Raw genomic sequence first — 22,031 nt, 5'->3', positions numbered from 1 at the left:
GGGGGTTCGGGTGCGGGGCATCGGCCACGCATGGTCGGTTCGATTTCCGAACCGACCGATGCGCGTTACACTAGCACCGTGAGTCAGAAAAACGAACCGACCAATCTCGGCGCACCCCGGGTCTGCTCCATCGCCGACGCGCTCGAGATCGTCGGCGAGCGCTGGAGCCTGCTCGTCGTCCGGGAGCTGGGGTTCGGCGTCCACCGGTTCAAGGACATCCGGGTCAACACGGGCGCCCCGCGAGAGACGCTCGCGCTGCGGCTACGCACGCTCGAAGAGGCCGGGCTCATCGAACGCCGGCAGTACTGCGACCGCCCGCCACGGGACGAGTACCTGCTCACCGCCGCCGGCCGCGACCTGTTCCCCGTCCTCGCCGCACTGCGCGAGTGGGGCGAGCGCCATGCGACCCCCGCCTGCCAGGCGGACGCTCAGGCCGACGTCCAGGCACCCACCGCCGGTGGCGCTCAGGTGTTTCCGTAGATGCGTTCGGGCCGCACCAGGACGGCCGCACGGCGCTCGGCGGCCATGACGGTGTCGTATTCGGTCCAGTCGTCGTGGGTGCCGCCCGCCGCGACGTAGATCTCGCGAAGCAGCATGCGCGTGCCGTCGGCGTCGAATGCCGGATGTGGATCGTCGGGGCCGACGATCTCGGCCGTCCCCTCCAGCGTCGCCCATCGCCATCCGGAGCGCACGGACACGGCGAGCCGCGGACGCGTCCTGAGGTTGGCGAGCTTGACCTTGCCGTACGTCACGAACGCCACGACGTCCGCACCCGTGAGCGGGTGGCTCATCACTGCGACGTTGACCACCGAAGAATGGATGCTCTGGTCGGCGCGCAACGTCGAGACCACGCCAAGGCCCTGCTCCCGGCGGGCCAGATCCGCGAAATCGGGCAACGTGGTCATCTTGAGGCTCCTGCCGCACCTGATCGCACAGACGGATGTGAGGCCAACCTAGCAGGCAAGGTCAGAAAAACGAACCGACCAGCCGGCATCGCGTGGTCGGTTTCTCGGTGGAGCCCCCTGGCGCGGGAGAACCTGGGCACCGGCCGCCGGGGCGACGGAGATCAATGGAGATCAGGCGCCCACATGCCCAAAGAGAGCCCTCCATTTATGGATACGGTGACTCTGAAAGGAGGCGCCATGAACCCTGCCCTGTCCGGGTCATCGGACGGCCCCGCTCGCGGAGCCCCGGCGGCCCCCCGGCGGGGGCGTCCACCTGTGGATGTGAACCGCGTCGTCGCGGTCGCGCTGCGGCTTGTGGACGAGGTGGGTGCCGAGGCGTTCTCACTGCGGATGCTCGCCACCGCCCTGGGGTCGGGGACCGCGACGCTCTACCGGCACTTCGCGGGCAAGGACGAGCTCATGGTCCATGTCGTCGACCGGGTTCTCGGCGAGGTGGAGACCACCGGCCTGGAGGACGCCCCGGGGTGGCAGGAGGCGCTGACCGCCATGGCGAGAGCCCTGTACGAGACGCTGCGCCGCCATCCTCAGGTGCTGCCGCTGCTGATCGCCCAGGTGCCGGTCGGACCCAACGCGCTGGTTCACCGTGAACGCGTGCTGAGTCTCCTTCTCGCGCGCGGTTTCCCCGTCGGCCTGGCCGCTCGTGCCTTCGGCGCCGTCGGCCACTATGTGGTCGGTTTCGCCGTCCAGCAGCTCGGTCCGACATCGCCGGGGCCCGAAGACAGCCGGCGGTTGCTGGAGTTCTACCGGCGTCTCGACCCCGCGAGGTACCCGGCGACCCTTCAGGCGGCCGAGGCGCTCACCACCATCACGCTTGACGCGGAGTTCCAGTTCGGTCTCGACCTGGTCATCGGCGGGCTGGAGCGGCTCCTGCAAGGCCGGTGACCTCTCATGGCAGCCTCGCCCGCTCGTCATGGTGGCTCAGCCGGGTCAGCACCTCCCGGGCGATGCGCGCCGGCACCGGCACCGACGCCCACTCGGTGTGGCGCGATCCCGTCGGCGACTTCGGCCTGGATCCCCTGTCGGCGCATCGCGGCCAGGGGTGATCCGTCAGCGGATCAGCGCGTCCGGCGGCAACTCCGGGGCGCCGGCCAGCGGCAACCGCACCGAGGTCAGCAGTTCGGCGAAGCGGCGGGTCAGGTGGACCATGCGGCCCCGGCTGTAGGCGGTCAGCTCCCGGAACAGCGGCGGGTCGACCACCCGTACGTGATGGCTCCACCCGTGCGGCACGGCGTTGGCGGGGATGACCACGAGTCCCACGCCCTCGACGGCCAGCCGCAGCGCCGCGGCCACCTGCCCCACGCGGGCGACCACGCGCGGGGTGAAGGACAACGAGCGGGCGGTCCAGTCGAGGATCTCCGCCATGCCCTGCTCGGGTTCGTAGTGCACCCACTTCGCGGCGGCCAGTTCGGCCGCCGTCACCCGCTCGGTGGAGTACGGGCCGCGCCCGGCGACCACCATGCCCTCGAAGCCGAGCGACGTCACCTCGCCCTCCCAGCCGGCGGGCCGGGGACCGATCGCCAGATCGCCGTCGCCCGCGCGCATCGCCGCCTCCAGGTCCTTGCGGTGGGAGTAGTCGTGCAGGTGCAGGACCGTCGCGGGATGCCGGTCGTGCCAGCGCGCCATGGCCGGGGGCAGCACCCCGGACGCCACCGACCGGACGGTCAGCAGGTGCAGATCCCCCTGCTCGCCGTTGACCAGGTCGTCCACCGACTTGCGGGCCGATTCGACCGCCCTGAGGACCTCCTGTGCCTTGGGCAGGAACACCCGCCCGGCGGTGGTGAGGGCGACGCCCTGCCGTCCGCGTTCGAGGAGTTCGGCGCTCAGTTCTCGTTCGAGCGCCTTGATCTGCTGGGACAGGGACGGCTGGGCGACCAGGAGCGCGGCGGCCGCCGCGCTGAAGGAGCCGTGCCGGCAGATGGCCACGAAGTATTCGATCTGGCGAAGCCGCATAGCGCCTCCCTCCATAGGCCGCACCTATAGGGGCTAGTCACAAGTGGTATTGGACGTCGCCGGCGGGAGTGCCGACCATGTTATAGCTACAGTGTATCCGAAAATGGGGTGGCGAAGATGACCGACCGCGTGCAGGTCCTGGTGGTGGGCGCCGGGCCGACCGGCCTGACCTTGGCCTGCGACCTGCGGCGGCGCGGCGTCCGCCACCGCGTCGTCAACGCGGCCGAGCACGGCTTCGAGGGTTCACGCGCCAAGGGAGTGCAGCCCAGAAGCCTGGAGGTCTTCGACGACCTGGGTGTCCTGCCCGGCCTTCGGGCCCGCGCCACGACCTACCCGCCGCTCGGCCTGCACGCCGGACCGCTGACCCTCCCGTGGGTGATGTACCGGCGCCACCGGCCGACGGAAGACGTGCCACATCCCAACACCCTGCTGGTGCCGCAGTACGCGACCGACGCGATCCTCCGGCAGCGCCTCGGGGAGCTCGGCGGCACCGTGGAGGACGGCACCCGGTTGGTCTCCTTCGAGCAGGACGCCGATGGCGTCACCGCCACGGTGGAAGGACCACGCGGCACCGAACGCGTCCGCTCCCGGTTCCTGGTCGGCGCCGACGGCGGCGGGAGCACCGTGCGGGCCGGCGCGGGAATCGGCTTCGCCGGGACGACGGACGAATCCGACCGGATGATCGTCGCCGACGTGACGGTCAGCGGGCTGTCCCGTGACCGCTGGCACGTCTGGCCACGCGGGAAGGGCCGGTTCATGGCCCTGTGCCCGCTGCCCGGCGGAGACACCTTCCAGCTCATGCTCAAACTCCGTCCCGGCGAGGACGCCGACCTGGACCGCGAGGCGGTGGACCGGAGCGTGCGGACCTTCGCGGCCGGGGTCCGGGTGCGGGAGGTCCACTGGGCGTCGGTGTGGCGGCCCAACACCCGGCTGGCCGAGCGTTACCGGTCGGGCCACGTCTTCGTGGCGGGCGACGCCGCCCACGTCCACCCGCCCACGGGCGCGCAGGGCCTCAACACCGGAGTCCAGGACGCCTACAACCTCGGCTGGAAGCTGGGCCAGGTGCTGGCCGGAGCACCCGAGGCGCTGCTCGACACCTACGAGGCCGAACGGCAGCCGGTCGCCGCCCGGGTGCTCGGACTGTCCAGTGAGATCTACGCGGGCATGAGCAGCCGGCCGCTCGCCGCCACCAGGCGCGGCGACGAGGAGCGGCAACTCACGCTCACCTATCGCGGCGGTCCGCTGGCCCCCGCCCAGGGCGGCGGCTCCGCGAAGAGTGGCGGTGCCGTCGGCGACCGCGCTGCCGACGCCCCCTATACCGATGTTCACGGCCGGGCTGGACGGCTCTTCGACGTGTTCCGGGGACCCCACTTCACCCTGATCGCGCTGGGCGCCGCCGCCGTCGAGGGCCTGAGGAAGATCGACTGGCCCGACGCCGGAGCACCGCTGGTGACCGTGGCGATCCCCTCACCCACCCCCGCACTCACCCGCGGTTACGGCATCCGGGGATCGGCTCAGATCCTGGTCCGCCCCGACGGCCACATCGCCTCCATCGCCCACCGCGACTGGAACGCCGTCCTGCGCGACGGCGCCCAGGCAATGCTGCCCGCGCCCCGATGACCGCTGCGCCCTCTCCGTCCACAGGAGCCCAGATGATCGTGACTCGCCAGTTCGTCGGCCACCGCGCCGAGACCGACGACCTCGTGGAGAGTCTGCCCGCCGAGTCGCGGGCCGGGCTGCGCCAGTTCTCGCCGGAACGGATGATCGGGTACGGCCTGGACCACGCCGACGCCGTCGAGATGCGCGCACGCGTCCTGGACGGGCAGGACTGGCGGTCGGCCGCCACCTCGCTCGCCCATGAGTGCCTGCGCCGGGTCGAGGAGGCTCCGGCGATCGCCGGCGTCCTGACCCGCGTGGCCTACCTGCGGCGGGCCTCGGCCCTGCTGCGCATGGGCCAGATGATGATGCTGACCGACACCGACGAACGCCGGGACATCTTCGCCGAGGCCGCCGCGCTGTACGCACGGGCCGCCGAACTGCGCGCCGACCGCGAGCCCGTCTCCATCGACACCGACACGGGACGACTGGCGGGCTGGCTCATCCCCTCAGGCCGGCCCGCGGCTCCCGCGGCCATCGTGATCGGTGGCGTCGAGGGCTGGGCCATGGACTTCGACAGCATCGGGCGGGAACTGGCCGGGCGGGGCGTCGACGCGCTGATGCTCGACGGGCCGGGGCAGGGAGAGACACGGTTCCGGCACCGGCACTACCTGTCGCCGTCGTGGCGGCACGCCTACAGCCGTGCCGTCGACTTCCTCGACGAGCGCGCGCCGGGCCGCCCGATCGGGGTTGTCGGCAACAGCATGGGCGGCAGCTTCGCCATGGCCATGGCCGTGGACGATCCCCGGATCAGGGCCTGCTGCGACAACGGCGGCGTCATCGCCCCCTGGATGGTGCCGCCCAGCGTCGGCACCTTCTACTCCAAGATGGTCGCCTTCTGCGGCACCGACGACGCCGGCCTGGCGATGAAGGCCTGGGCGAGCGTCACCCCGGCCGCCGACGGCCCCAACGCCGGCTACCCGCTGCTGATCGTGCAGGGCGGCCACGACCCGATGGTGTCGACGGACCTGGCGCACATGCTGTTGGACCAGGCGCCCACCGACGACAAGCAGATGGTGGTCTTCTCCGACGGCCAGCACTGCGTCTACAACCACCGGCACGACCGCGACGTCCTGATCGCCGACTGGCTGACCACCCGCCTGCACTGAAAGGAAGCACCCCATGCGGATCATCGACGCGCAGATCCACCTCTGGGCCGGCGGCTGGGCGCCATCCCACCACTGGCGGGCGCCCTACACCGTCGAAACCGCCCTGCGGGACATGGACGAGGCAGGCGTCGACCGCGCCGTCAACTGCCCCGCCATCTGGGACGCCGCGGCCAACGACTACGCCGTCGAGGCGGCCGTGCGCCACCCGGACCGGTTCGCCACCCTGGGCTGGTTTCCGCTCGACGCGTCAGCGGACGAGTCGCTCGTCGACACCTGGCTCGCCAAGCCGGGGATGCTGGGCCTGCGCTTCGTGCTGATGGAGCCGGGCATCGGCGACCGCCTGGCCTCCGGCGCACTCGACTGGTTGTGGGACGCCGCCCACCAGCGCGACATGCCCGTCGGCCTCATGGTCCTGCCCGAACACCTGCCCCTGATCGGCGACATCGCCGCCCGCCACCCGCGCATGCGAGTGCTGATGGACCACCTGGCCATCAGCCCCTTCGACACCCAGCAGGACGCGTCCGCGCGCATCGACGCCCTGCTCACGCTCGCCCGCCGGCCCAACATCGCCGTCAAGGCGACCGCCGTGCCGGCCCTCGCCACCGACGACTACCCGTTCGCCGGCACGCACGAACTGCTGAGACGGGTGTACGACGCCTACGGCGCGCACCGGATGTTCTGGGGCACCGACATCACCCGCCTGCGCTGTACCTGGGCACAGTGCGTGCGCATGTTCACCGAGGAGCTGCCCTGGCTCAGAGGGCACGACCTCGAACTGGTCATGGGCGGGGGCCTGGCCGACTGGATCGACTGGCCGCGCTGATCCACCGGCCAATGTTCGACCGGACCCGCACCCGGGGAGGCGGCCGCGCCCCCTGCATCCTGGGCGGCGGCGTATTGGCCGCCCCGGTCCTGTGGGCGATGGGCTGGACACAATCGCCGACCACCCTCGCGATCCTCTACCTGACATCCGCGCGGCATGGCTCGTCTCCCCCAGGCGACACCCCGACTTCTGGTGGGTCCTGGGCAGCCGGATGCTCGTCTACACCGGCTTCTTCGTGATCCAGGGTTATGGCCTCTACCTGCTGGACGACCACATCGGCCTGGCCGACCGCGCCATCTGCGCCGCCGCGACGGCCATGCCGACCCTGGCGGGCTACCTGGTGATGACCGTCGTCGTCGCGCTGGCCTTCGGCTGTTTCGAATCCGTCGACACCGCGCTCATCACCCAGGTCCTGCCCCGATCCGGCTCCTACGCCCAGGACATCGGCGTGCTCGACATCGCCTCGATCGCCCCGCAGATCCTCACCCCGCCATGTCGGGAGCGATCGTGGTGGGGACCGGCTCGTACGCCCTGCTGTTTCCCACCGGTGCGGCCTTCACCCTGCTTGGGGGACTCGGCGTGCTGCGCGTACGTGGGGTGCGCTGACCGGCCGGAAGCCGACGAAACGATCGGCTGCTCCAACCGCAAGAAGTTCCGGACCGCCGGTCGACCCAGGCTTTCCCCGAAACCTTTGCCAGCGGGACATCGTATGCGGAGACAACCGGCCTTTGAGATCGGCGTTCGCGGTGAAGACAAACAGCGAACAGCGTCCGTATGGGCACGGAAACCGGGGGTGATCGGTGTCAGACGCGTCACGCGCGCGCCGGAAGGCACAGATGGCAGGCGTACGGGAATGGCTAAGCGGGCGGGGGCGTCCGCCCGGTCCGTTCCGGCCCGAGTTCTGGCGCAGCCCGCTGCGCGGGCCGTGGCTGACCTCCGTGTTCGGACTGGTGCTGCTGGTGGGCCTGCCGATCGTGGCCCTCACCGGGCTGGTGTCGTACGCCGCCTACAATCCCGGGCTGCCGGGCAACGACATGACCCCGAGCAAGGGACTGCTGGGGTTCTACCTGTTCGACTGGCCCACCAGCCCGGTCTGGCTCTACCGTCTCACCCAGGGCACGCATGTCATCCTCGGGCTGACCCTGGTGCCGATTCTGCTGGCCAAGTTGTGGTCGGTGATCCCGAAGCTGTTCGCGTGGCCGCCGTTCCGCTCCCCCGCCCAGCTGCTGGAGCGAGTCAGCCTGGTGCTGCTGGTCGGCGGCGCGGTGTTCGAGTTCGTCACCGGCATCCTCAACATCCAGCTCTTCTACGTCTTCCCGTTCTCGTTCTATCCGGCGCATCTGTACGGCGCCTGGGTCTTCCTGGCCGCGCTGGTGGTCCACGTCGCCCTCAAGCTTCCCCGGCTGGTCACCGCGTTGCGGTCGCGGGGCTTCCGCCGGGAGATGCGTACCGGTCTGCGTGACACGCGCCCGGAGCCGCCCGATCCCGACGGCCTGGTCGCCGCCGCGCCCGGGCCTGCGTCGATGTCGCGACGCGGGCTGCTCGCCTTCGTCGGCGGAGGGTCGCTGACCGTGCTCGGCCTGTCGGTCGGACAGACCATGGACGGCCCGATCCGCTCCACGGCGCTGCTGGCCCCGCACGGCCGTGACTACGGTCCCGGCCCCAACGACTTCCAGGTGAACAAGACGGCGGCGAGTGTCGGCGTCACCGCCGCGCAGGCCGGCCCGGACTGGCGGTTGACGCTGCTGGGAGCCCGCCAGGTCCTGCTCACACGCCAGGAGCTGCTGGACCTGCCGCTGCACACCTACCGGTTGCCGATCGCCTGCGTGGAGGGGTGGTCGACCGAACAGGAGTGGACCGGCGTGCGGCTGGCCGATCTGGCCCGGTTGTGCGGGGTCACGGAGCCCGGCGGCGTTCAGGCCCGCTCCATGCAGCAGGCCGGGTTCTTCAACCAGGTGTCGCTGAGCGCCGGGCAGGTCGCCGATCACCGTTCCCTGCTGGCCCTGCGGGTCAACGGCGCCGACCTGTCGCTGGACCACGGCTTCCCGGCCCGGATCATGGTGCCGAACGCGCCGGGCGTGCACAACACCAAATGGGTCCGCGAGCTCGACTTCCGGGTGCCGTCGTGAACCGCTACGGCGCGCCCGCCTGGCACCTGGCCGCGCTGATCGTCTGCTACGCGGTGGCGCTTTACGTGTTCACCCGGATCATCTCCGCCGGCATCGTGCTCGGGTTCGTGGTGTGGTTCGTCGGAGCCGTGATCCTGCACGACTTCATCGTCCTGCCGCTCTACTCGCTGGCCGACACCAGGCTGCAGCGCGGACTGCGACGGCGTCCGCCGGTGAACTACGTGCGGGTGCCGGCCGCGCTGTCGGTGCTGCTCCTGCTCATCTGGTTCCCGCTCATCCTGCGCTCCTCCGAGTACTACTACCGGGCGGCGACCGGGCTGAGCACCGAGCCCTACCTCCTCCGGTGGGTGCTCATCTCCTGCGCCCTCTTCGCCGGATCGGCGATCGTGTACGCCCTCCGCCGCCGGTCGCGCCGATGAGCCACGGGCTTCCCTTCAGCTCTCCACCATGTGCTGACCACTCGTCACCGCGGCCGTACGGGCCTGCTCGACGCCGGCGTGCACCTGGAGGAGGTGCAGAACTCCGGTGATCCGGAAAAGGCGGGCGACACGCGGATGGAGTGCCGCCAGGTGGAAGTCACGCTCACCGCGCGCGGCACGGGCGTGGGCGTTCAGCAGGACGTGCAGGCCACTGCTGTCCAGGAAGGTCACGGCGCTGAAGTCCAGGATGAGCGGCTTACCTCGCCGCCGGCCGCGGGTGATCGCCTCGGCCAGTTCATCGCGGTTGCCGGCGTCGATGTCCCCGGCTGCATGGACGACGGTACAGTCCGGCAGCTCATCCACGGTGAACGTCACGGAAGTCGCCACCGGCGGCCTTCTCCTTCGTTCGAGGAGGAGCCGCCGCTGCGCGGGAGAGGGGCGGGCATGGAGCCTCCAACGGCGGGAGTCGTCCATCCACCATAAACCTGAAGAAGATTTCGTGAAAGGCTGTTCGCTGTGCAAGGCTGGAACAGCCGGTGACGGCGACCTTGCGAACACCCATCCGAGGGCGAAGGCGTGACTCCGATGACCACTGCCAAAGACCGCTCGTCCTGGACGTTCCTGACCCATCACGCCCGGGTGCTGCTGGAGATCGCACGCAATCCCGAGGTCCGGCTGCGCGAGGTCGCCGAGGTCATCGGCATCACCGAGCGAGCCGTCCAGGGCATCGTGGCCGACCTGCACGAGGCCGGCTACCTCACCCGCGACCGAGTCGGGCGCCGCAACCACTACCAGCTCAACCTCGACCAGCACTTCCGTCACCACACCGAGGCCCACGCCCCCGTCCGCGCCCTGGTCGAGCTGTTCGCCAGCGTCGAGACGCCGCCGAAGACTTTGTCCTGACGAGGTCCCCGCCACCGGCCCCACCCGGCACGTTCTGTGCCCGTGACGGGTTGCTCGGCAGAAAGTGGGATCTCGGCTGCTTCAACGACGACGCCCCCGATGACGGGTTCCATTCGGTCACGTGGACGGGGCCGAACTCGATCGAGATCCGGGTGGGCGACGGGCGGACCTTCCCCATCGCCCTCCACCCCGCTTCGGGGCGACCTCAGACCACGGTCTCCCTCAACTGCTGAGGGGCTCAGTCGTCGTGGCGGGGCATTCCGGAGACCTCGTGGTCCGCGTGGAACAGCGCCTCGCTGATGATCCTTCGCACGTGGGCGTCGCGGGCGCGGTAGAGCACCCGCCGGCCGTCCCTGCGGGTCCTGACCAGGCCCGCCAGGCGTAGTTTCGCCAGGTGCTGGGAGACCGACGGTCGGGGGGCGGCGATCGCCTCGGTGAGGGAGGTCACGTCGTACTCGCCGGCCGAGAGCAGCCACATCAGCCGGAGGCGGGTGGCGTCGCCGAGCATGCGGAAGGCCTCCACGGCCGTCTCCACCTGGGCGCCCGTGGGTGGCTCCTGCGGCGGTGTCGCACCTGCTTCGTTGTCGCGTGCGTACATGACTACATATCCTGGCAGACATGGGCTCCGACATCGAACACGGGCACGGCCATGGGCATGGACACGGCCAGCAGGGAAGGGGCCGGCGGTTCCTGGCCGCCGTCCGCCATCTGATCACTCCGCACAACCACGACTCGGCCGACAAGACCGACGCCGCGCTGGAGTCCAGCAGGCTCGGGCTGCGGGTGCTGGGCATCTCGTTCGTGATCCTGGTGGTCACCGCGTCGGCGCAGGCGGTCGTCGTCGCCCTCTCCGGGTCGGTCGCGCTGCTCGGCGACACGCTGCACAACTTCGCCGACGCCCTGACCGCCGTCCCGCTGGCCATCGCGTTCTCGGTCGGCCGCCGCGCCGCCACGCGCCGCTTCACCTACGGGTACGGCCGGGCCGAAGACCTGGCCGGGATCGTCATCGTGCTGCTCATCGCCGCGTCCGCCCTGTTCGCGGGGTACGAGTCCGTCCGGCGGCTGTTCGACCCGCAGGAGGTCGGGGCCCTCGGGTGGGTGGCGGGCGCGGCGGTGATCGGGTTCCTGGGCAACGAGTGGGTGGCGCGTTATCGCATCCGCGTCGGCCGGCGGATCGGCTCGGCCGCGCTGGTGGCCGACGGGCTGCACGCGCGCGCCGACGGGTTCACCTCGCTGGCCGTGCTCCTCGGGGCCGGGGGTGTGGCCCTCGGCTTTCCCCTCGCCGATCCGATCATCGGCCTGCTCATCACGGTGGCGATCCTGTTCGTGCTGCGCGACGCCGCCCGCGAGATCTACCACCGCCTCATGGACGCGGTCGACCCCGCACTGGTGACGCTGGCCGAGGAGATCATCGCCGCGACGCCGGGGGTGTCACGGGCCGGGTCGATCCGGCTGCGCTGGATCGGGCACACCCTGCGCGCCGAGGTCGACGTGCTGGTGGACCAGGAGATGTCGGTGGTCGAGGCCCACCAGGTCGCCGTCGACGTCGAGCACCGGCTGATCCACCGGCTGCCCCGGCTGGGCGCGGCCACCGTGCACACCGATCCGGACGGGCCCGAACTCACCCACGCGCACCGGCCGCTGATCGCACACCGGCCCGGTGGCCGCTCGGGGACACACCCCGAACCCGCTTGAAGGCGCCGCTCAGCGCGAACGCGTTGGCGTAGCCGACGCGGCGGGCCACCGCGTCGATCGTCGTGTCGGACGCGCGCAGCAGGTCGGCGGCCAGGGCGATGCGCCAGCCGGTCAGGTAGGTGAGCGGCGGCTCGCCCACGAGGACGGCGAACGGGCGGGCGAAGGCGGCCCGTGAGGCGCTGGCCGACGCCATCCCCCGGCCCGGGTGGACCCGGGCGCTGGTGGACGGGGGCCTGCCGCCGCGGATGGCGGCGGAGCTGGCCGAGCTGTACGACGCCGAGCGGCGCGGCCTCTACGGCGCCCGGGGCGACCGGACCGTCACCTGCCGGACCGAGCTCACCGAGGCTCTCCACCGGCTGGCCGAAGACCTCGCCTGAGCCAGGCCCCGAAGGCCGCGAGGCCCTCTTCGGGGTCGGCGCGGCCGACGCCGACGCGGAACCGGTCGGCGGGGGTGGGCGTCAGTTCGGACCGGTAGATGCTCGCCGGCAGCAGCAGGACGCCGGCCTCCTCGACCAGGCGGGCGCAGAAGTCCTCCACGCCGTCGGGGCCGAGGTAGCGGGGGTAGGCGACGCAGCCGCCGTCGGGCGCGCGCCACTCGAACAGGTCGGGGAAGCCGCCGAAGAAGGCGTCGAAGACCGGCACGTTGCGGGCGATCAGGGCGCGGTTGCGGGCCAGGATCGTGGTGCGGGCCTTGATCGCGATCCGGGCCAGCACCTCGCTGGGGGCCGAGTTGCAGATGGTGGTGTAGTGCTTGGCCCGCTCCAGCCGGGACAGCAGGGCGCGGTCGCGGCAGGCGAGCCAGCCGATCCGCAGGCCCGGCAGGCCCAGCGACTTGGATGTCACGTTCAGCGACAGGGCGCGCTCGGACAGGTCGGCGGCCTGCGGCAGGGTGCGGGCCGGGTCGCGTTCGAGGCCGCGGTAGACCTCGTCGCTGAACAGGTGGACGTCGTGCTCGTCGCAGATCCGGGCCAGTTCGGCGAAGTCGGCGGCGCCGATGACCTTGCCGGTCGGGTTGTTGGGGAAGTTGACCGACACGACCCGGGTGTTCGGCCTGATCGCGGCCCTGATCCGGTCGAGGTCGAGGGCCCAGTCGTCGCCGGGGTCGAGGGCGACGCCGGTGACCTCGCACAACGCCAGCGGCACGGTCTCGGCCGCCTGGTAGTTGGGCGTCACCACGACCGCGTGGTCCCCGGCGTCGAGCAGCACGTTCATCGCCAGGTAGAGGGCCTCCTCCGCGCCCGCGAAGCAGAGGACGTCGGCGGCGTCCAGGTGGTCGTAGGTGGCGGCGATCGCCTCGCGCAGGGCCGGGTCGCCGTGGGTGGTGGTGTAGCCGAGGGACAGGTTCTCGAACGCGGCCCGGTCGTCGTCGTCGGCCAGAGCCAGCAGTTCGCCGAGCGACATGCTCTGGGCGTCGGAGGCGGTCAGGTGGTGACGCGCGGTGAACTCCCACCGGGAGAAGTAGGTTTCGAGGCGGAAGTCGGGCAGCCGGGTCATCGTGCGTGGTCCTTCGTGTTCGGTGCTCTGAGCTCGGCCAGCAGGCCGTAGAGGGTGGATCGGGAGACCCCCAGCGCGCGGGCGACGACCGGGGTGGCACGGCGCACGGCGAACACCCTGGCCTCCTCCAGCCGGGCCAGGACGGCGAGGCGGTCGGCGCGGGTCAGCCGCTCCACCGGGCGGCCGCACTCGCGCACGTAGGAGCCGACGACGTGCTGCACCCGGTCGCTCCAGTCGTGCTCGAACAGCGGCTCCGGCCGGGAGGCGGCCGCGGCGCCGAAGGCGGACAGCACGGCCGCGGCCTGCTCCAGCGGGGTCCGGTCGAGGTTGACGCACAACACGACCGACGCCCTGCCGTCGGCGTCGCGCAGGATGGCGCTGACCGACGACAACCGCCGGCCGTCGGCGAGCAGCTTCTCGTAGGGCCCGAAGACGTCGGGGGCGGCGGGGTCGAGGGCGTCGAGCTCGCCCAGCAGCGACGGGTCTCCCGGCCCGCGTGCGCTCATCGGGTTCCACACGGCCAGGATCCGGTCGGTGCCGGGATCGTGCAGGACCACCTCGGCGTAGGGGCCGAGCAGCGCCGCCACGGCCCGGCAGACGGGCGCCCATGTGCGCACCCGGGGGTCGTCGTCCATGGCTGGACTCTACGTCCAATGTGGACGGAACGTCCAACCAGGTTTACTTAATTCGTTGACTGACAATTCGTCTCGGCGTTTGTAAGTGAACACCTACATAAATGCGCACCGAGATCGAGTTGTGATGTGAGCCCGGTGAACCGTGTGCGCCCGTGGACCGTCAACCACGGGATCCTCTTCAGCAACAGAGGACACGCTGTTTTCATCGGAAGGAAATTCAGTGGCTATCAGGTTGCCGGGCGGACGCACGATCGGGATTTTGACCGTCGGCGCGCTCGCGGGTTCGATTTTCGCCGTCGGAAGCATGGCGACCGCTTCTTCGGCTGCTGACACCGTCATCCACGCCTGTGTCAACAAGAAGACCCGGTACGCACGCATCGTGAACGCGACCACCAAGTGCCGCGCCACCGAGACGAAGATCACGTGGGGCGGCCAGGGCGAGCAGGGCCCGATGGGCCTCCAGGGCATGACCGGCAACACCGGCCCTCAGGGCCCGAAGGGCCAGACCGGTCCGCAGGGTCCCAAGGGTCAGACCGGCGCCACCGGCCCGCAGGGCGCGAAGGGCGACACCGGCCCCGCCGGTCCCCAGGGTCCGAAGGGCGAGGCCGGCCCCGCCGGACCGCAGGGCCCCAAGGGCGAGGCCGGCCCCGCCGGTCCGAAGGGCGCCAACGGCGAGGACGGCAAGGCCGGCCCCGCGGGTCCCCAGGGTCCGAAGGGTGAGACCGGCCCCGCCGGACCGCAGGGCCCCAAGGGCGAGGCCGGCCCCGCCGGCGGCGTCACGCCGGTCATCAAGACCGGCACCGAGACCTCGGTCAACAGCAGCTCGGATTACGCCCTGACCACCTGCGACCCGGGCAAGAAGGTCGTCGGCGGCGGCTACGACATCACCTCCGGCAGCGACTACGTCAAGTACGTGGCCATGAGCAAGCCGACCGTCAACGGCAACAGCAACAGCTGGGCGGTTCGTGTCGCGGTCGAGAACAACAGGACCGTCAAGCTCAAGGTCTACGCCATCTGCGTCTGACCCGTCCGCATAAAAAGCCCTTCCGACGCCATTCGGAAGGGCTTTTTTCGCGTAACGAAAAGACCGGGCCCCGCTTGATCAGCTTCGGGTGATCACGCCGCAGGCGATGCGCCCGCCGGAGTCGCCGGCCTTCAGCGTCTCCGCGTCGGGGCCCTTCTGGCCCGCCTCGTTCCGGTAGCGGTCGGGGATGTTGGCGTGGTTGTCGGCCAGCGCGTGGATCATGATGGAGCTGCCGTCGTCGTCGAAGAGCTGCGCCACCTGGAACCGGTCGGTCACCGCCGAGGCGGTGCCGGTGCCGTCCGCGCCGACCAGCAGGTTGGGCAGGTCGCCGGTGTGGTGGTCGTGGGAGTGGGAGCCGAGGTCGAAGTGGCCGCCCGCGCTGAAGAAGGGGCTGCCCGTGGCGGGGTCCTTCGACTGCGGGTCGCAGACGCCCTTGGCGTGCACGTGGAAGCCGTGGTAGCCGGCCGGCAGGCTCGTCACGCTGACCGTGACCTTGGACTTGCCGTTCCCGGCGTCCTCGATCTGGAGCGAGCCGACCGTCTGGCCCTGGGTGTTCTTGATCACGGCACTGGCCGGCACGCCGCCCCGTCCCGGTTTCAGCGCTCCGAGCGCCGTGATGCCGACCATGACGACTCCCACACCCAGCGGGACAACCAGCGGCAAACGGGCCTTACTCAGCATCAGCGGTCTCCCGGTGTGGGTTTCTCCGAACGAGGAGAGAGATTCCCACCGAAATGTCCGCTTTCCCGGTGCCGAAGGCAAAGGTTCCCGAAGGCCGCCTCTCCCCCGGAGAGACGGCCCCCGGTTCCGGGCGTCAGAAGCCGGGCGCCCAGAGGGCCCAGACGCTGCCCGACGGATAGCAGCTGTACCAGGGCCAGACCGCGCCGAGGCCGCGCTGCCCGGCGGCCTCGCACGAAACGCTGCTGGGGTAGTAGCCGACGACGCCGGCGTGGGCGGGGGTGGCGGTGAGGGTGACGGCGGTCAGGCCGAGCGCGACGATCCCCATCCGAAGAGCACGTCTTCTCACGAGGCTTCCTCTCCGAAAATAAAAAGAAACTTTCCTAAGAGATAAGCCGACGAGACCAAGTCTGGCAAGAGTGACGGCGGCGGTCCGCACGTGCGGACCGCCGCCGTCAGGCGATTACGCGAAGGGCAGGCGGATGACGCTCTGGTTGCCGATCCCGAGGTTGGTCGTGGTGGAGCCGATCGCGCTCCAGACCTCGACCCGCACCGAGCCGTTCGCCAGGTTGCCGAGCGTGCCGGTGGCCGACTTCACCCCGGCCGCCTGGGTGTAGTGCTCCCACCCGGCCACCGGGTCGGTGGCGAAGTAGGTGTAGGTCTCCACCCGGTCCCAGCTGCCGTTGCCGGTCAGGTCGTAGGAGACCCTGACCTGGGTGGCGTTGCCGACGTTGGTCCCGGCGTCCACGAACAGGTCGAACGTGGTGGCCGCGCCGCTGTAGGCCGCGGTCAGGCCGGTGGCGTTGTAGACGGCGGCGTTGGTCGGGGTGCCGTCACGGTTGCCGTTGGCCGCGGCCAGCGTGACCGTGCCGGCCGAGCCCGTCGTCCCGGGCAGGGTGCCGTTCGACTGCGGGTAGCGGTTGGCGGAGAAGGGGCCGCCGGGCGAGGGCGAAGGGCTGGGCGAGGGGCTGGGCGAGGAGCTGGGGCACGCGGCGCCGCCGCCGTACACCTTGAACTCCCACAACGAGTAGCCCCACGCGGTGCCGCGCGCCGTGCCGTAGACCCGCACGTAGCGGCCCGAGCCGGACACCGTCAGGTTGTCGGTGCCGCCGTCGCCGGTGGTGGTGCTGTAGACGTCGGTCCAGGTGGTCCCGTTGGTCGAGGTCTGGATCTGGTACGACCGCCCGTACGCGGCCTCCCAGGTCAGCTGCACCGACGAGATGGTCTGCGTCGAGCCCAGGTCGACCTGGATCCACTGCGGGTCGCTGAACGCGCTGGCCCACCGGGTGGCCGCGTTGCCGTCGACCGCCAGGCCGGCGGTGTAGGCGGCCTCGACGCTCGACGAGGTGGCCGGGCGGCCCTGCGACAGCAGCGTGGTCGCGCACGGACTCGGCGAAGGCGACGGGGACGGCGACGGGCTGGGCGAGGAGGTGCCGCCGCCGGACGCGTTGCCGCCGCTCCAGGTGAACAGGCCCGAGGTGACGGTCTTGCCGGCCGGCGCGGTCAGCGTCGTGCCGTTGGAGAAGGTCACCGTGAGCGGGCTGCCGGTGATGTTGGACGCGACGTAGGTGCGCACGCCGTTCTTGACGAACACCTTCGCCAGCGGGTGGCTGGCGGTGACCGTGGTGTCCACCGTGCCGAGCGCGGCCAGGTTGCGCAGCCAGTGGAAGGTGTGCGCCTTGCTCTCGCCCTCCTCGGAGGTGAAGTTCGGGTTGGCCTGGAAGGCCGCCAGCGCGGCCGGTCCGTCGGCGAGGGCCCGGAACTCCTGGATGATGTCCTGCCAGACCGTCGGCGGGCCGCCGTTGTTGGTGACCAGCTCGTTGTAGTTGATCAGCACGTTGGCCGGCCACTCGCCGAGGTAGAAGTGGCCGCCGGTGATCGGCAGCATGTTGATGCCCTGGATCATCTCGGGCTCGCCGCTGAACCAGGTGGCGTAGGCGCCGCCGGAACCCCAGACCATGCCGACCGTGTTGTGGCCGAAGGCCGCCGGGAAGTTCTGGTTGCGCACGTCGAACCAGTACTCCTGGATCGCCGCGCTCTGGGTGGCGTAGATGAACACGCCCGCGTCGCGGACGGCGGTGTTGCCGGTCGCCTGACCCCACTGGATGAGGGCGTTGGCGAAGTTCATGCCCTCCGACGACGACTCCTGGTTGTTGCCGGAGCCGAACGCGCCGTGCCCGGCCGCCCAGTCGTGGCCCGCGTAGATGTCGAAGTCACGCAGGTAGGGGAAGCGGGTGTCGTTGCGGTCGTAGTTGTTGGCGTCCCGGATCAGCAGGTCCACCATGCCGCCGTACTGGGCGTTGGTCGCCCAGGTCGGGTCGAACTTGGCCAGCGTCGCCGCGGCGGCGATGTAGTAGCCGTAGTGGAAGTGGTGGTCGTTGAGCTCCTGGTCGGAGCCGTAGGAGGCCGGGTAGCCGAGCAGGGTGCCCCAGGGCTGGTTGTAGTAGAAGACCCGGCTGGTCTTGCCCGGGGTGGCGGTGAACCAGTCGGTGAGCCGGGTCCTGATCCGGTTGAGCGCCGAGTCGCGGACGGCGGTCAGGTTGAGCTGGTCGGCGATCTCGGCGATGCGCGCCGCCCGGCCCAGGCCCTTGCCGGTCCAGTAGGTGTCGTCGCCGAGGCCCGCCGTGGGGTCGCCCAGCTCCGCGTTCAGGTAGTTCGTGATGGTGGTCAGGTCGCCGCCGGCGTTGTCGGCGACGGCCGGGATCTCGGGCAGCACACCCTGGAACTTCATCGTGGTGCTGAACGAGGTGCCGGTGACGACCTTCATCTGGCCACGCGCCGACACGTAGGTCTCGGCCAGCGGGGTGGAACCGGTCAGGTGGTTCCACTGGTGCGGGTAGAGCGCGATGACGGTGCCGCTCGCGCTTCCCTCACGGGCCGTCGTGGTGAAGGTGTAGGTGGTGCTGACGTTCGCGGTGGCCGGGTTGTACGAGTAGGACACCCGGGTGCCGGTGACGTGCGCGTGGGCGTACTGCGCGTAGGTGCCGGCCAGGCTGGTGCGGGTGGCGGCCGGGGTCGACGGCGTGGTCGGCAGGACGGCGACCGAGAAGTAGTTCTGGCCGTTCAGCGTCGAGGTGATGCTGGTGCCGCTGACCGTCCAGGTCGAGCCGCTGGGGGCGAAGCCGAGGTAGTCCTTGCCGTTGACGGTGAACCCGATGGTGCCGCCGCTGTTGGACCACACGGTCGGCGTGCCGCTCGTGGTGATCTGGGCGTTGCCGCCGGTCTTGGTGAAGTAGGCGAAGGGCAGGCCGTGACCGATGGTGGCACGAAGGGTCCGGGTGCCGTCGCTCCAGTACGGGGAGACCGTCCAGTCGGTCCAGCCGTCCACCTTCGTGTCCGGTGAGTTCAGGCCGGTGACGCCGACCAGGATGTTCTGCACGTACGGGTAGTGGAACTCGCCCACGCCGGTCGCGGAGCCGGTGATCGTGGGGGTGGTGTTGTAGGAGAAGCCGAGGCCGCCGGCGAAGGTGTCGTAGGAGGTCGGGTGGGCGTGCAGCGGCTCGCTGTAGGCGCAGTCGAACCGCTTCCAGAGCAGCGACGACCACCAGTCGTTGGTGGGGACCGCGCCGGCCGGGGCGTTGGCGGTGACGTAGAGACGCGGGTTGGTCGACAAGGATCCGCAACCGGACGGCAGGGCGCGACCGGCGGGCAGCGTGTCGGCGTACGACCCGGCGCCGACCGTGCCCGCCTGGGCGGCGGGGGTGCTGGCCACGAACGCGAGCGTCGCCGCGATCATCGCCAGCACGACGCTGACCACGAGCGACCGCGACGCGGGGCGGCGGCCGGGCGGCGAGGTGCCGGGTGACTGAGCCCCGATGGGCTGGTGCATTCTTCCTCCGTGGGGGACGACCTGGCGGTGTGCGTTGGGGGGTGAGGTCTGTGGGACCGCTTCTCGCAGAGAGCGCTCTCTGCGCGGAAACTAGTGCCCGAAACGCCGCCCGTCAATGTTTCTGACCGATTACCGAGACGTTAATCTCTCCGATGCAGGTCAGGGCGAGAGCGCTCTCAGCGCCGGTGGGCACGCAGCGACAGCGGCACGAAGATCGCCAGCAGCGCGGCCGACCAGAGCAGGACGGCGGCCACGGGATGCGCGAGCGGCCACGCCGGGTCTCCGGCCGGCGCGCCCGGGTTGCCGAACAGCTGCCGCGCGGCGGCGGTGAGCGCGCTCACCGGGTTCCAGTCGGCCAGGAACCGCAACCAGCCCGGCATGCCGCCGGTCGGCACGAACGCGTTCGACACCATCGTGAACGGCAGGAACAGCGGCACCAGCGCGTCGGCGACCCGGTCGTCGCGCACCGCCAGGCCCGCGTAGACGCCCGCCCACGCCAGCGCGTACCGCAGCACGACCATCAGCAGCACCGCCTGGGCCGCCGGGCCGGGCCCGAGGTGCGCCCGCCACCCCACCAGCAGGCCCGCGGCCACCATGACGGCCAGCATCAGCAGGCCGACCAGCAGGTCGGCGCCGGTCTGCCCGAACGGCACCGCCGAACGCGCCATCGGCAGGGAGCGGAAGCGGTCCATCACCCCGCGGGAGGCGTCGGCGGCCGTGCGCGTCATGACCCCCATCACCGAGGAGAAGGTCACCATCGCGAACAGGCCGGGCATCAGGTACTCGCGGTAGTCGCCGCCGCCCGGCACCTGGATGGCGCTGCCGAAGACGTACCCGAACAGCACCACCATGACGGCCGGGAACATCAGCGCCGCGACGAGCTCGCCGGGGTCGTGCCGCAGCCGCCCCAGCTCGCGGCCGACCAGGGTCAGCCCGGCGGTCAAGGCCCACCGCAGGCGGGTCATCGGACCGGCTCCTCGGTGAGACGCAGGAACACCTCGTCGAGGGTGGGACGGCGCAGCCGCACGTCGGCGGCGGCCACCCCGGCGCGGTCGAGTTCGCGCACGACGCCGGCCAGCCGGAGGCCACCGCCGGGCAGGGCGACGCTGAGCCGGTCGTCGCCGGTGGTGGTGGGGTCGGTCCCGGCCAGGCCCCGGAGCACGGCCGCCGCCGGGCGCAGGGCGGCGGGGTCTTCGACGACGACGTCGAGGCGGTCGCCGATCGTGGCCTTCAGCTCGTCGGGGGTGCCCGTGGCGATCACCCGGCCGTGGTCGACGACGGCGACGTCGTCGGCCAGCCGGTCGGCCTCGTCGAGGTACTGCGTGGTGAGCAGCACCGTGGTGCCGTCGGCCACGAGTTCGCGGACCGCGTCCCAGATCTCGCCCCGCCCGCGCGGGTCGAGGCCGGTGGTGGGTTCGTCCAGGAAGAGCACCTCGGGACGCCGGACGAGGCTGGCGATCAGATCGAGGCGGCGGCGCATGCCGCCGGAGTAGCCGCCGACCCGCCGGTCGGCGGCCTCGGTCAGGCCGAAGCGGTCGAGCAGCTCGTCGGCCCGCCGGTGCGCCTCGCGCCGCGGCAGGTGGGACAGGCGCCCGAACATGCGCAGGTTGGCGCGGCCGGTGAGCTTCTCGTCCACGGCGGCGTACTGGCCCGCCAGCCCGATCCGGGCGCGGACCTCCCCCGCCTGCCGGACGACGTCGTGCCCGGCGACGCGGGCGTGCCCGGCGTCGGGGGCGGACAGCGTCGCCAGGACCCGCACGGCGGTCGTCTTCCCGGCGCCGTTGGGCCCGAGCACCGCGCAGACCGTTCCCCTCCGGACCCGCAGATCCAGGCCCCGCAGCGCCTCGACCCCGCCGAAGGACTTGCGCAGCCCTTCGGCGACCACGATCGCATCCGTCATGACCCCTCCACTGAGTACGTTGTACGCAATTGCGGGCCAGGCTAGGTCACTGGGTACCATGTACGCAATTGGCGAGGAGGAGACGGTGGCCGACGCCGAGTACGTGAACATCTGGACGCTGCCCGAGCGCCCCGCCCGGGGGCCGAAACCCGTCTACAGCCGCGCCCAGATCACCGAGGCCGCGATCCGGATCGCCGACGCCGAAGGGCTGGAGGCCGCCACCATGCGGCGCATCGCCGCCGAGATCGGCGCGGGCGCGATGTCCCTCTACCGGTACGTCCCGAGCCGCGACAACCTGATCGAGCTCATGGCCGACCGGCTGACGGGCGAGATCGACCTCACGGGTGTGCCCTCGGGCGACTGGCGGGCCGACCTGACCCGCTACGCCGACGGGTTGCGGGCCATGTGGCGTCGGCACCCGTGGATCGCCGCCGTGCAGCGCTCACTCCCCGGCCTGGGCCCCAACCAGCTGCTGCTGATCGAACGCCTGATGGGGGTGCTCGATCCGCTGGTCCCCATCGACGAGAACCTCGGCCTCATGGCCCTGCTGAACGGCTACGTCGAGGGCGCCGTCCGCGAGGAGATCAGCGCGGCCGAGGAGCTGCGCCGCAGCGGGCTCAGCGAGGCGGAGTGGATGGCGCGCGGCCACGCGCACGTCGACCGGTTGGTGAAGAGCGGGGACCACCCGATCTTCACCAAGATCGTGATGGAGGCGCGCCGGCCCCACCTCAGCCGCGACGACCAGTTCCGGCACGGCCTGCGCCGGGTCCTCGACTGCGTCGCCGCGGCCCTCCCGCCGACGGAACAGCCGGCGGGATAGCG

General features: G+C 71.1%; 25 protein-coding genes and 1 pseudogene. 14 read left to right on the top strand and 12 right to left on the bottom strand.

Features of this window, described 5'->3' with window-relative positions; translation table 11 throughout:
* Positions 1-78 precede the first annotated feature (78 nt).
* Positions 79-480 (top strand): winged helix-turn-helix transcriptional regulator, encoded by a 402-nt coding sequence (locus QSK34_RS25480; protein WP_285587351.1) that lies wholly within the window; start codon positions 79-81, stop codon positions 478-480.
* On the opposite strand, the gene QSK34_RS25475 is transcribed toward QSK34_RS25480, so the two are convergent.
* Positions 465-905: a TIGR03618 family F420-dependent PPOX class oxidoreductase gene (locus QSK34_RS25475; protein WP_285587349.1), complete on the bottom strand. Its 441-nt coding sequence runs from the start codon at positions 903-905 to the stop codon at positions 465-467. The genes QSK34_RS25480 and QSK34_RS25475 overlap by 16 nt on opposite strands.
* 321 nt (positions 906-1,226) lie before the next feature.
* On the opposite strand from QSK34_RS25475, the gene QSK34_RS25470 reads away from it, so the two are divergent.
* Positions 1,227-1,847: a TetR/AcrR family transcriptional regulator gene (locus QSK34_RS25470; protein ID WP_285587347.1), complete on the top strand. Its 621-nt coding sequence runs from the start codon at positions 1,227-1,229 to the stop codon at positions 1,845-1,847.
* The gene (locus QSK34_RS25465; protein ID WP_285587345.1) at positions 1,844-2,008 is read left to right on the top strand and encodes a hypothetical protein; all 165 of its coding nucleotides are present in this window, start codon (positions 1,844-1,846) and stop codon (positions 2,006-2,008) included. The genes QSK34_RS25470 and QSK34_RS25465 overlap by 4 nt, the downstream gene beginning before the upstream one ends.
* 4 nt (positions 2,009-2,012) lie before the next feature.
* Here the strand turns inward: QSK34_RS25465 and QSK34_RS25460 are convergent, their stop codons facing one another.
* On the bottom strand, positions 2,013-2,915 hold the full coding sequence (locus QSK34_RS25460; protein WP_285587343.1) for a LysR family transcriptional regulator: 903 nt from the start codon (positions 2,913-2,915) through the stop codon (positions 2,013-2,015).
* Between the two features lie 117 nt (positions 2,916-3,032).
* On the opposite strand from QSK34_RS25460, the gene QSK34_RS25455 reads away from it, so the two are divergent.
* The 5 genes from QSK34_RS25455 (at position 3,033) to QSK34_RS25435 (ending at position 9,051) form a co-directional block, all read left to right on the top strand.
* A complete protein-coding gene (locus QSK34_RS25455) occupies positions 3,033-4,535 on the top strand; it encodes an FAD-dependent monooxygenase (RefSeq protein WP_285587340.1) in 1,503 nt (500 codons plus the stop codon).
* A 32-nt stretch (positions 4,536-4,567) separates the two neighbouring features.
* On the top strand, positions 4,568-5,680 hold the full coding sequence (locus QSK34_RS25450) for an alpha/beta hydrolase (protein ID WP_285587338.1): 1,113 nt from the start codon (positions 4,568-4,570) through the stop codon (positions 5,678-5,680).
* Positions 5,681-5,693: 13 nt separating this feature from the next.
* Positions 5,694-6,503: an amidohydrolase family protein gene (locus tag QSK34_RS25445; RefSeq protein WP_285587336.1), complete on the top strand. Its 810-nt coding sequence runs from the start codon at positions 5,694-5,696 to the stop codon at positions 6,501-6,503.
* A gap of 836 nt (positions 6,504-7,339) precedes the next feature.
* Positions 7,340-8,632 (top strand): molybdopterin-dependent oxidoreductase, encoded by a 1,293-nt coding sequence (locus QSK34_RS25440; protein WP_285587334.1) that lies wholly within the window; start codon positions 7,340-7,342, stop codon positions 8,630-8,632.
* Positions 8,629-9,051 (top strand): hypothetical protein, encoded by a 423-nt coding sequence (locus QSK34_RS25435; RefSeq protein ID WP_285587332.1) that lies wholly within the window; start codon positions 8,629-8,631, stop codon positions 9,049-9,051. Before QSK34_RS25440 ends, QSK34_RS25435 begins: the two co-directional genes overlap by 4 nt.
* Positions 9,052-9,066: 15 nt before the next feature.
* On the opposite strand, the gene QSK34_RS25430 is transcribed toward QSK34_RS25435, so the two are convergent.
* Positions 9,067-9,438 (bottom strand): STAS domain-containing protein, encoded by a 372-nt coding sequence (locus QSK34_RS25430; RefSeq protein ID WP_285587331.1) that lies wholly within the window; start codon positions 9,436-9,438, stop codon positions 9,067-9,069.
* A gap of 198 nt (positions 9,439-9,636) precedes the next feature.
* On the opposite strand from QSK34_RS25430, the gene QSK34_RS25425 reads away from it, so the two are divergent.
* Positions 9,637-9,954: a helix-turn-helix transcriptional regulator gene (locus tag QSK34_RS25425; protein WP_285587330.1), complete on the top strand. Its 318-nt coding sequence runs from the start codon at positions 9,637-9,639 to the stop codon at positions 9,952-9,954.
* A gap of 50 nt (positions 9,955-10,004) precedes the next feature.
* Positions 10,005-10,187, top strand: a complete 183-nt coding sequence (locus tag QSK34_RS25420; RefSeq protein ID WP_285587328.1) for a hypothetical protein — start codon at positions 10,005-10,007, stop codon at positions 10,185-10,187.
* 5 nt (positions 10,188-10,192) lie between these two features.
* On the opposite strand, the gene QSK34_RS25415 is transcribed toward QSK34_RS25420, so the two are convergent.
* The gene (locus tag QSK34_RS25415) at positions 10,193-10,552 is read right to left on the bottom strand and encodes an ArsR/SmtB family transcription factor (protein ID WP_285587326.1); all 360 of its coding nucleotides are present in this window, start codon (positions 10,550-10,552) and stop codon (positions 10,193-10,195) included.
* A 20-nt stretch (positions 10,553-10,572) separates the two neighbouring features.
* On the opposite strand from QSK34_RS25415, the gene QSK34_RS25410 reads away from it, so the two are divergent.
* Positions 10,573-11,649 carry a cation diffusion facilitator family transporter gene (locus QSK34_RS25410; RefSeq protein ID WP_285587324.1) on the top strand — a complete coding sequence of 359 codons (1,077 nt, stop codon included), beginning with the start codon at positions 10,573-10,575 and terminating at the stop codon, positions 11,647-11,649.
* Here the strand turns inward: QSK34_RS25410 and QSK34_RS25405 are convergent.
* Positions 11,576-11,839: pseudogene (locus QSK34_RS25405) on the bottom strand (helix-turn-helix domain-containing protein); the annotation flags it as partial. The gene QSK34_RS25410 and the pseudogene QSK34_RS25405 sit on opposite strands and share 74 nt — an antisense overlap.
* On the opposite strand from QSK34_RS25405, the gene QSK34_RS25400 reads away from it, so the two are divergent.
* On the top strand, positions 11,769-12,026 hold the full coding sequence (locus QSK34_RS25400; protein ID WP_285587814.1) for a hypothetical protein: 258 nt from the start codon (positions 11,769-11,771) through the stop codon (positions 12,024-12,026). The pseudogene QSK34_RS25405 and the gene QSK34_RS25400 overlap by 71 nt on opposite strands.
* Here QSK34_RS25400 and QSK34_RS25395 read toward each other — a convergent pair.
* Both QSK34_RS25395 and QSK34_RS25390 read right to left on the bottom strand, forming a co-directional pair.
* A complete protein-coding gene (locus QSK34_RS25395; RefSeq protein ID WP_285587322.1) occupies positions 11,986-13,143 on the bottom strand; it encodes an aminotransferase class I/II-fold pyridoxal phosphate-dependent enzyme in 1,158 nt (385 codons plus the stop codon). The genes QSK34_RS25400 and QSK34_RS25395 overlap by 41 nt on opposite strands.
* Complete coding sequence (locus tag QSK34_RS25390; RefSeq protein ID WP_285587320.1) at positions 13,140-13,778, bottom strand: helix-turn-helix transcriptional regulator; 639 nt, start codon at positions 13,776-13,778, stop codon at positions 13,140-13,142. Before QSK34_RS25390 ends, QSK34_RS25395 begins: the two co-directional genes overlap by 4 nt.
* A gap of 379 nt (positions 13,779-14,157) precedes the next feature.
* Between QSK34_RS25390 and QSK34_RS25385 the strand changes: the two genes are divergently transcribed.
* Positions 14,158-14,802 (top strand): collagen-like domain-containing protein, encoded by a 645-nt coding sequence (locus QSK34_RS25385; protein WP_285587318.1) that lies wholly within the window; start codon positions 14,158-14,160, stop codon positions 14,800-14,802.
* A 78-nt stretch (positions 14,803-14,880) separates the two neighbouring features.
* On the opposite strand, the gene QSK34_RS25380 is transcribed toward QSK34_RS25385, so the two are convergent.
* From QSK34_RS25380 to QSK34_RS25360, 5 genes are all read right to left on the bottom strand, one after another.
* On the bottom strand, positions 14,881-15,429 hold the full coding sequence (locus tag QSK34_RS25380) for a superoxide dismutase family protein (RefSeq protein ID WP_285587316.1): 549 nt from the start codon (positions 15,427-15,429) through the stop codon (positions 14,881-14,883).
* 187 nt (positions 15,430-15,616) lie between these two features.
* Positions 15,617-15,829, bottom strand: coding sequence for a hypothetical protein (locus QSK34_RS25375; protein WP_285587314.1), 213 nt, complete (start codon positions 15,827-15,829; stop codon positions 15,617-15,619).
* A 114-nt stretch (positions 15,830-15,943) separates the two neighbouring features.
* Complete coding sequence (locus tag QSK34_RS25370) at positions 15,944-19,309, bottom strand: glycosyl hydrolase (RefSeq protein ID WP_285587311.1); 3,366 nt, start codon at positions 19,307-19,309, stop codon at positions 15,944-15,946.
* A gap of 176 nt (positions 19,310-19,485) precedes the next feature.
* Entirely contained in the window at positions 19,486-20,274 is a 789-nt protein-coding gene (locus QSK34_RS25365; protein WP_285587309.1) for an ABC transporter permease, read from the bottom strand.
* Positions 20,271-21,209, bottom strand: coding sequence for an ATP-binding cassette domain-containing protein (locus QSK34_RS25360; RefSeq protein ID WP_285587307.1), 939 nt, complete (start codon positions 21,207-21,209; stop codon positions 20,271-20,273). The genes QSK34_RS25365 and QSK34_RS25360 overlap by 4 nt, the downstream gene beginning before the upstream one ends.
* A gap of 58 nt (positions 21,210-21,267) precedes the next feature.
* On the opposite strand from QSK34_RS25360, the gene QSK34_RS25355 reads away from it, so the two are divergent.
* Positions 21,268-22,029 (top strand): TetR/AcrR family transcriptional regulator, encoded by a 762-nt coding sequence (locus QSK34_RS25355; RefSeq protein ID WP_285587304.1) that lies wholly within the window; start codon positions 21,268-21,270, stop codon positions 22,027-22,029.
* Positions 22,030-22,031: the final 2 nt, after the last annotated feature.

Source organism: Herbidospora sp. NBRC 101105, from assembly GCF_030269205.1.
Lineage (GTDB): Bacteria > Actinomycetota > Actinomycetes > Streptosporangiales > Streptosporangiaceae > Herbidospora > Herbidospora solisilvae.
The sequence above is the reverse complement of the archived record's forward strand: the minus strand, read 5'-3'. Positions and strand labels throughout refer to the sequence as shown.

What these genes read in the sequence shown, in the direction of transcription:
- QSK34_RS25355 (WP_285587304.1), top strand. Translation starts at nt 21,268, where the DNA reads ATGTACGCAATTGGCGAGGAGGAGACGGTGGCCGACGCCGAGTACGTG.
- QSK34_RS25380 (WP_285587316.1), bottom strand. Translation starts at nt 15,429, where the DNA reads ATGGTCGGCATCACGGCGCTCGGAGCGCTGAAACCGGGACGGGGCGGC.
- QSK34_RS25440 (WP_285587334.1), top strand. Translation starts at nt 7,340, where the DNA reads ATGGCAGGCGTACGGGAATGGCTAAGCGGGCGGGGGCGTCCGCCCGGT.
- QSK34_RS25425 (WP_285587330.1), top strand. Translation starts at nt 9,637, where the DNA reads ATGACCACTGCCAAAGACCGCTCGTCCTGGACGTTCCTGACCCATCAC.
- QSK34_RS25370 (WP_285587311.1), bottom strand. Translation starts at nt 19,309, where the DNA reads ATGCACCAGCCCATCGGGGCTCAGTCACCCGGCACCTCGCCGCCCGGC.
- QSK34_RS25450 (WP_285587338.1), top strand. Translation starts at nt 4,568, where the DNA reads ATGATCGTGACTCGCCAGTTCGTCGGCCACCGCGCCGAGACCGACGAC.
- QSK34_RS25395 (WP_285587322.1), bottom strand. Translation starts at nt 13,143, where the DNA reads ATGACCCGGCTGCCCGACTTCCGCCTCGAAACCTACTTCTCCCGGTGG.
- QSK34_RS25410 (WP_285587324.1), top strand. Translation starts at nt 10,573, where the DNA reads ATGGGCTCCGACATCGAACACGGGCACGGCCATGGGCATGGACACGGC.
- QSK34_RS25415 (WP_285587326.1), bottom strand. Translation starts at nt 10,552, where the DNA reads ATGTACGCACGCGACAACGAAGCAGGTGCGACACCGCCGCAGGAGCCA.
- QSK34_RS25475 (WP_285587349.1), bottom strand. Translation starts at nt 905, where the DNA reads ATGACCACGTTGCCCGATTTCGCGGATCTGGCCCGCCGGGAGCAGGGC.
- QSK34_RS25455 (WP_285587340.1), top strand. Translation starts at nt 3,033, where the DNA reads ATGACCGACCGCGTGCAGGTCCTGGTGGTGGGCGCCGGGCCGACCGGC.
- QSK34_RS25390 (WP_285587320.1), bottom strand. Translation starts at nt 13,778, where the DNA reads ATGGACGACGACCCCCGGGTGCGCACATGGGCGCCCGTCTGCCGGGCC.
- QSK34_RS25360 (WP_285587307.1), bottom strand. Translation starts at nt 21,209, where the DNA reads ATGACGGATGCGATCGTGGTCGCCGAAGGGCTGCGCAAGTCCTTCGGC.
- QSK34_RS25445 (WP_285587336.1), top strand. Translation starts at nt 5,694, where the DNA reads ATGCGGATCATCGACGCGCAGATCCACCTCTGGGCCGGCGGCTGGGCG.
- QSK34_RS25365 (WP_285587309.1), bottom strand. Translation starts at nt 20,274, where the DNA reads ATGACCCGCCTGCGGTGGGCCTTGACCGCCGGGCTGACCCTGGTCGGC.
- QSK34_RS25460 (WP_285587343.1), bottom strand. Translation starts at nt 2,915, where the DNA reads ATGCGGCTTCGCCAGATCGAATACTTCGTGGCCATCTGCCGGCACGGC.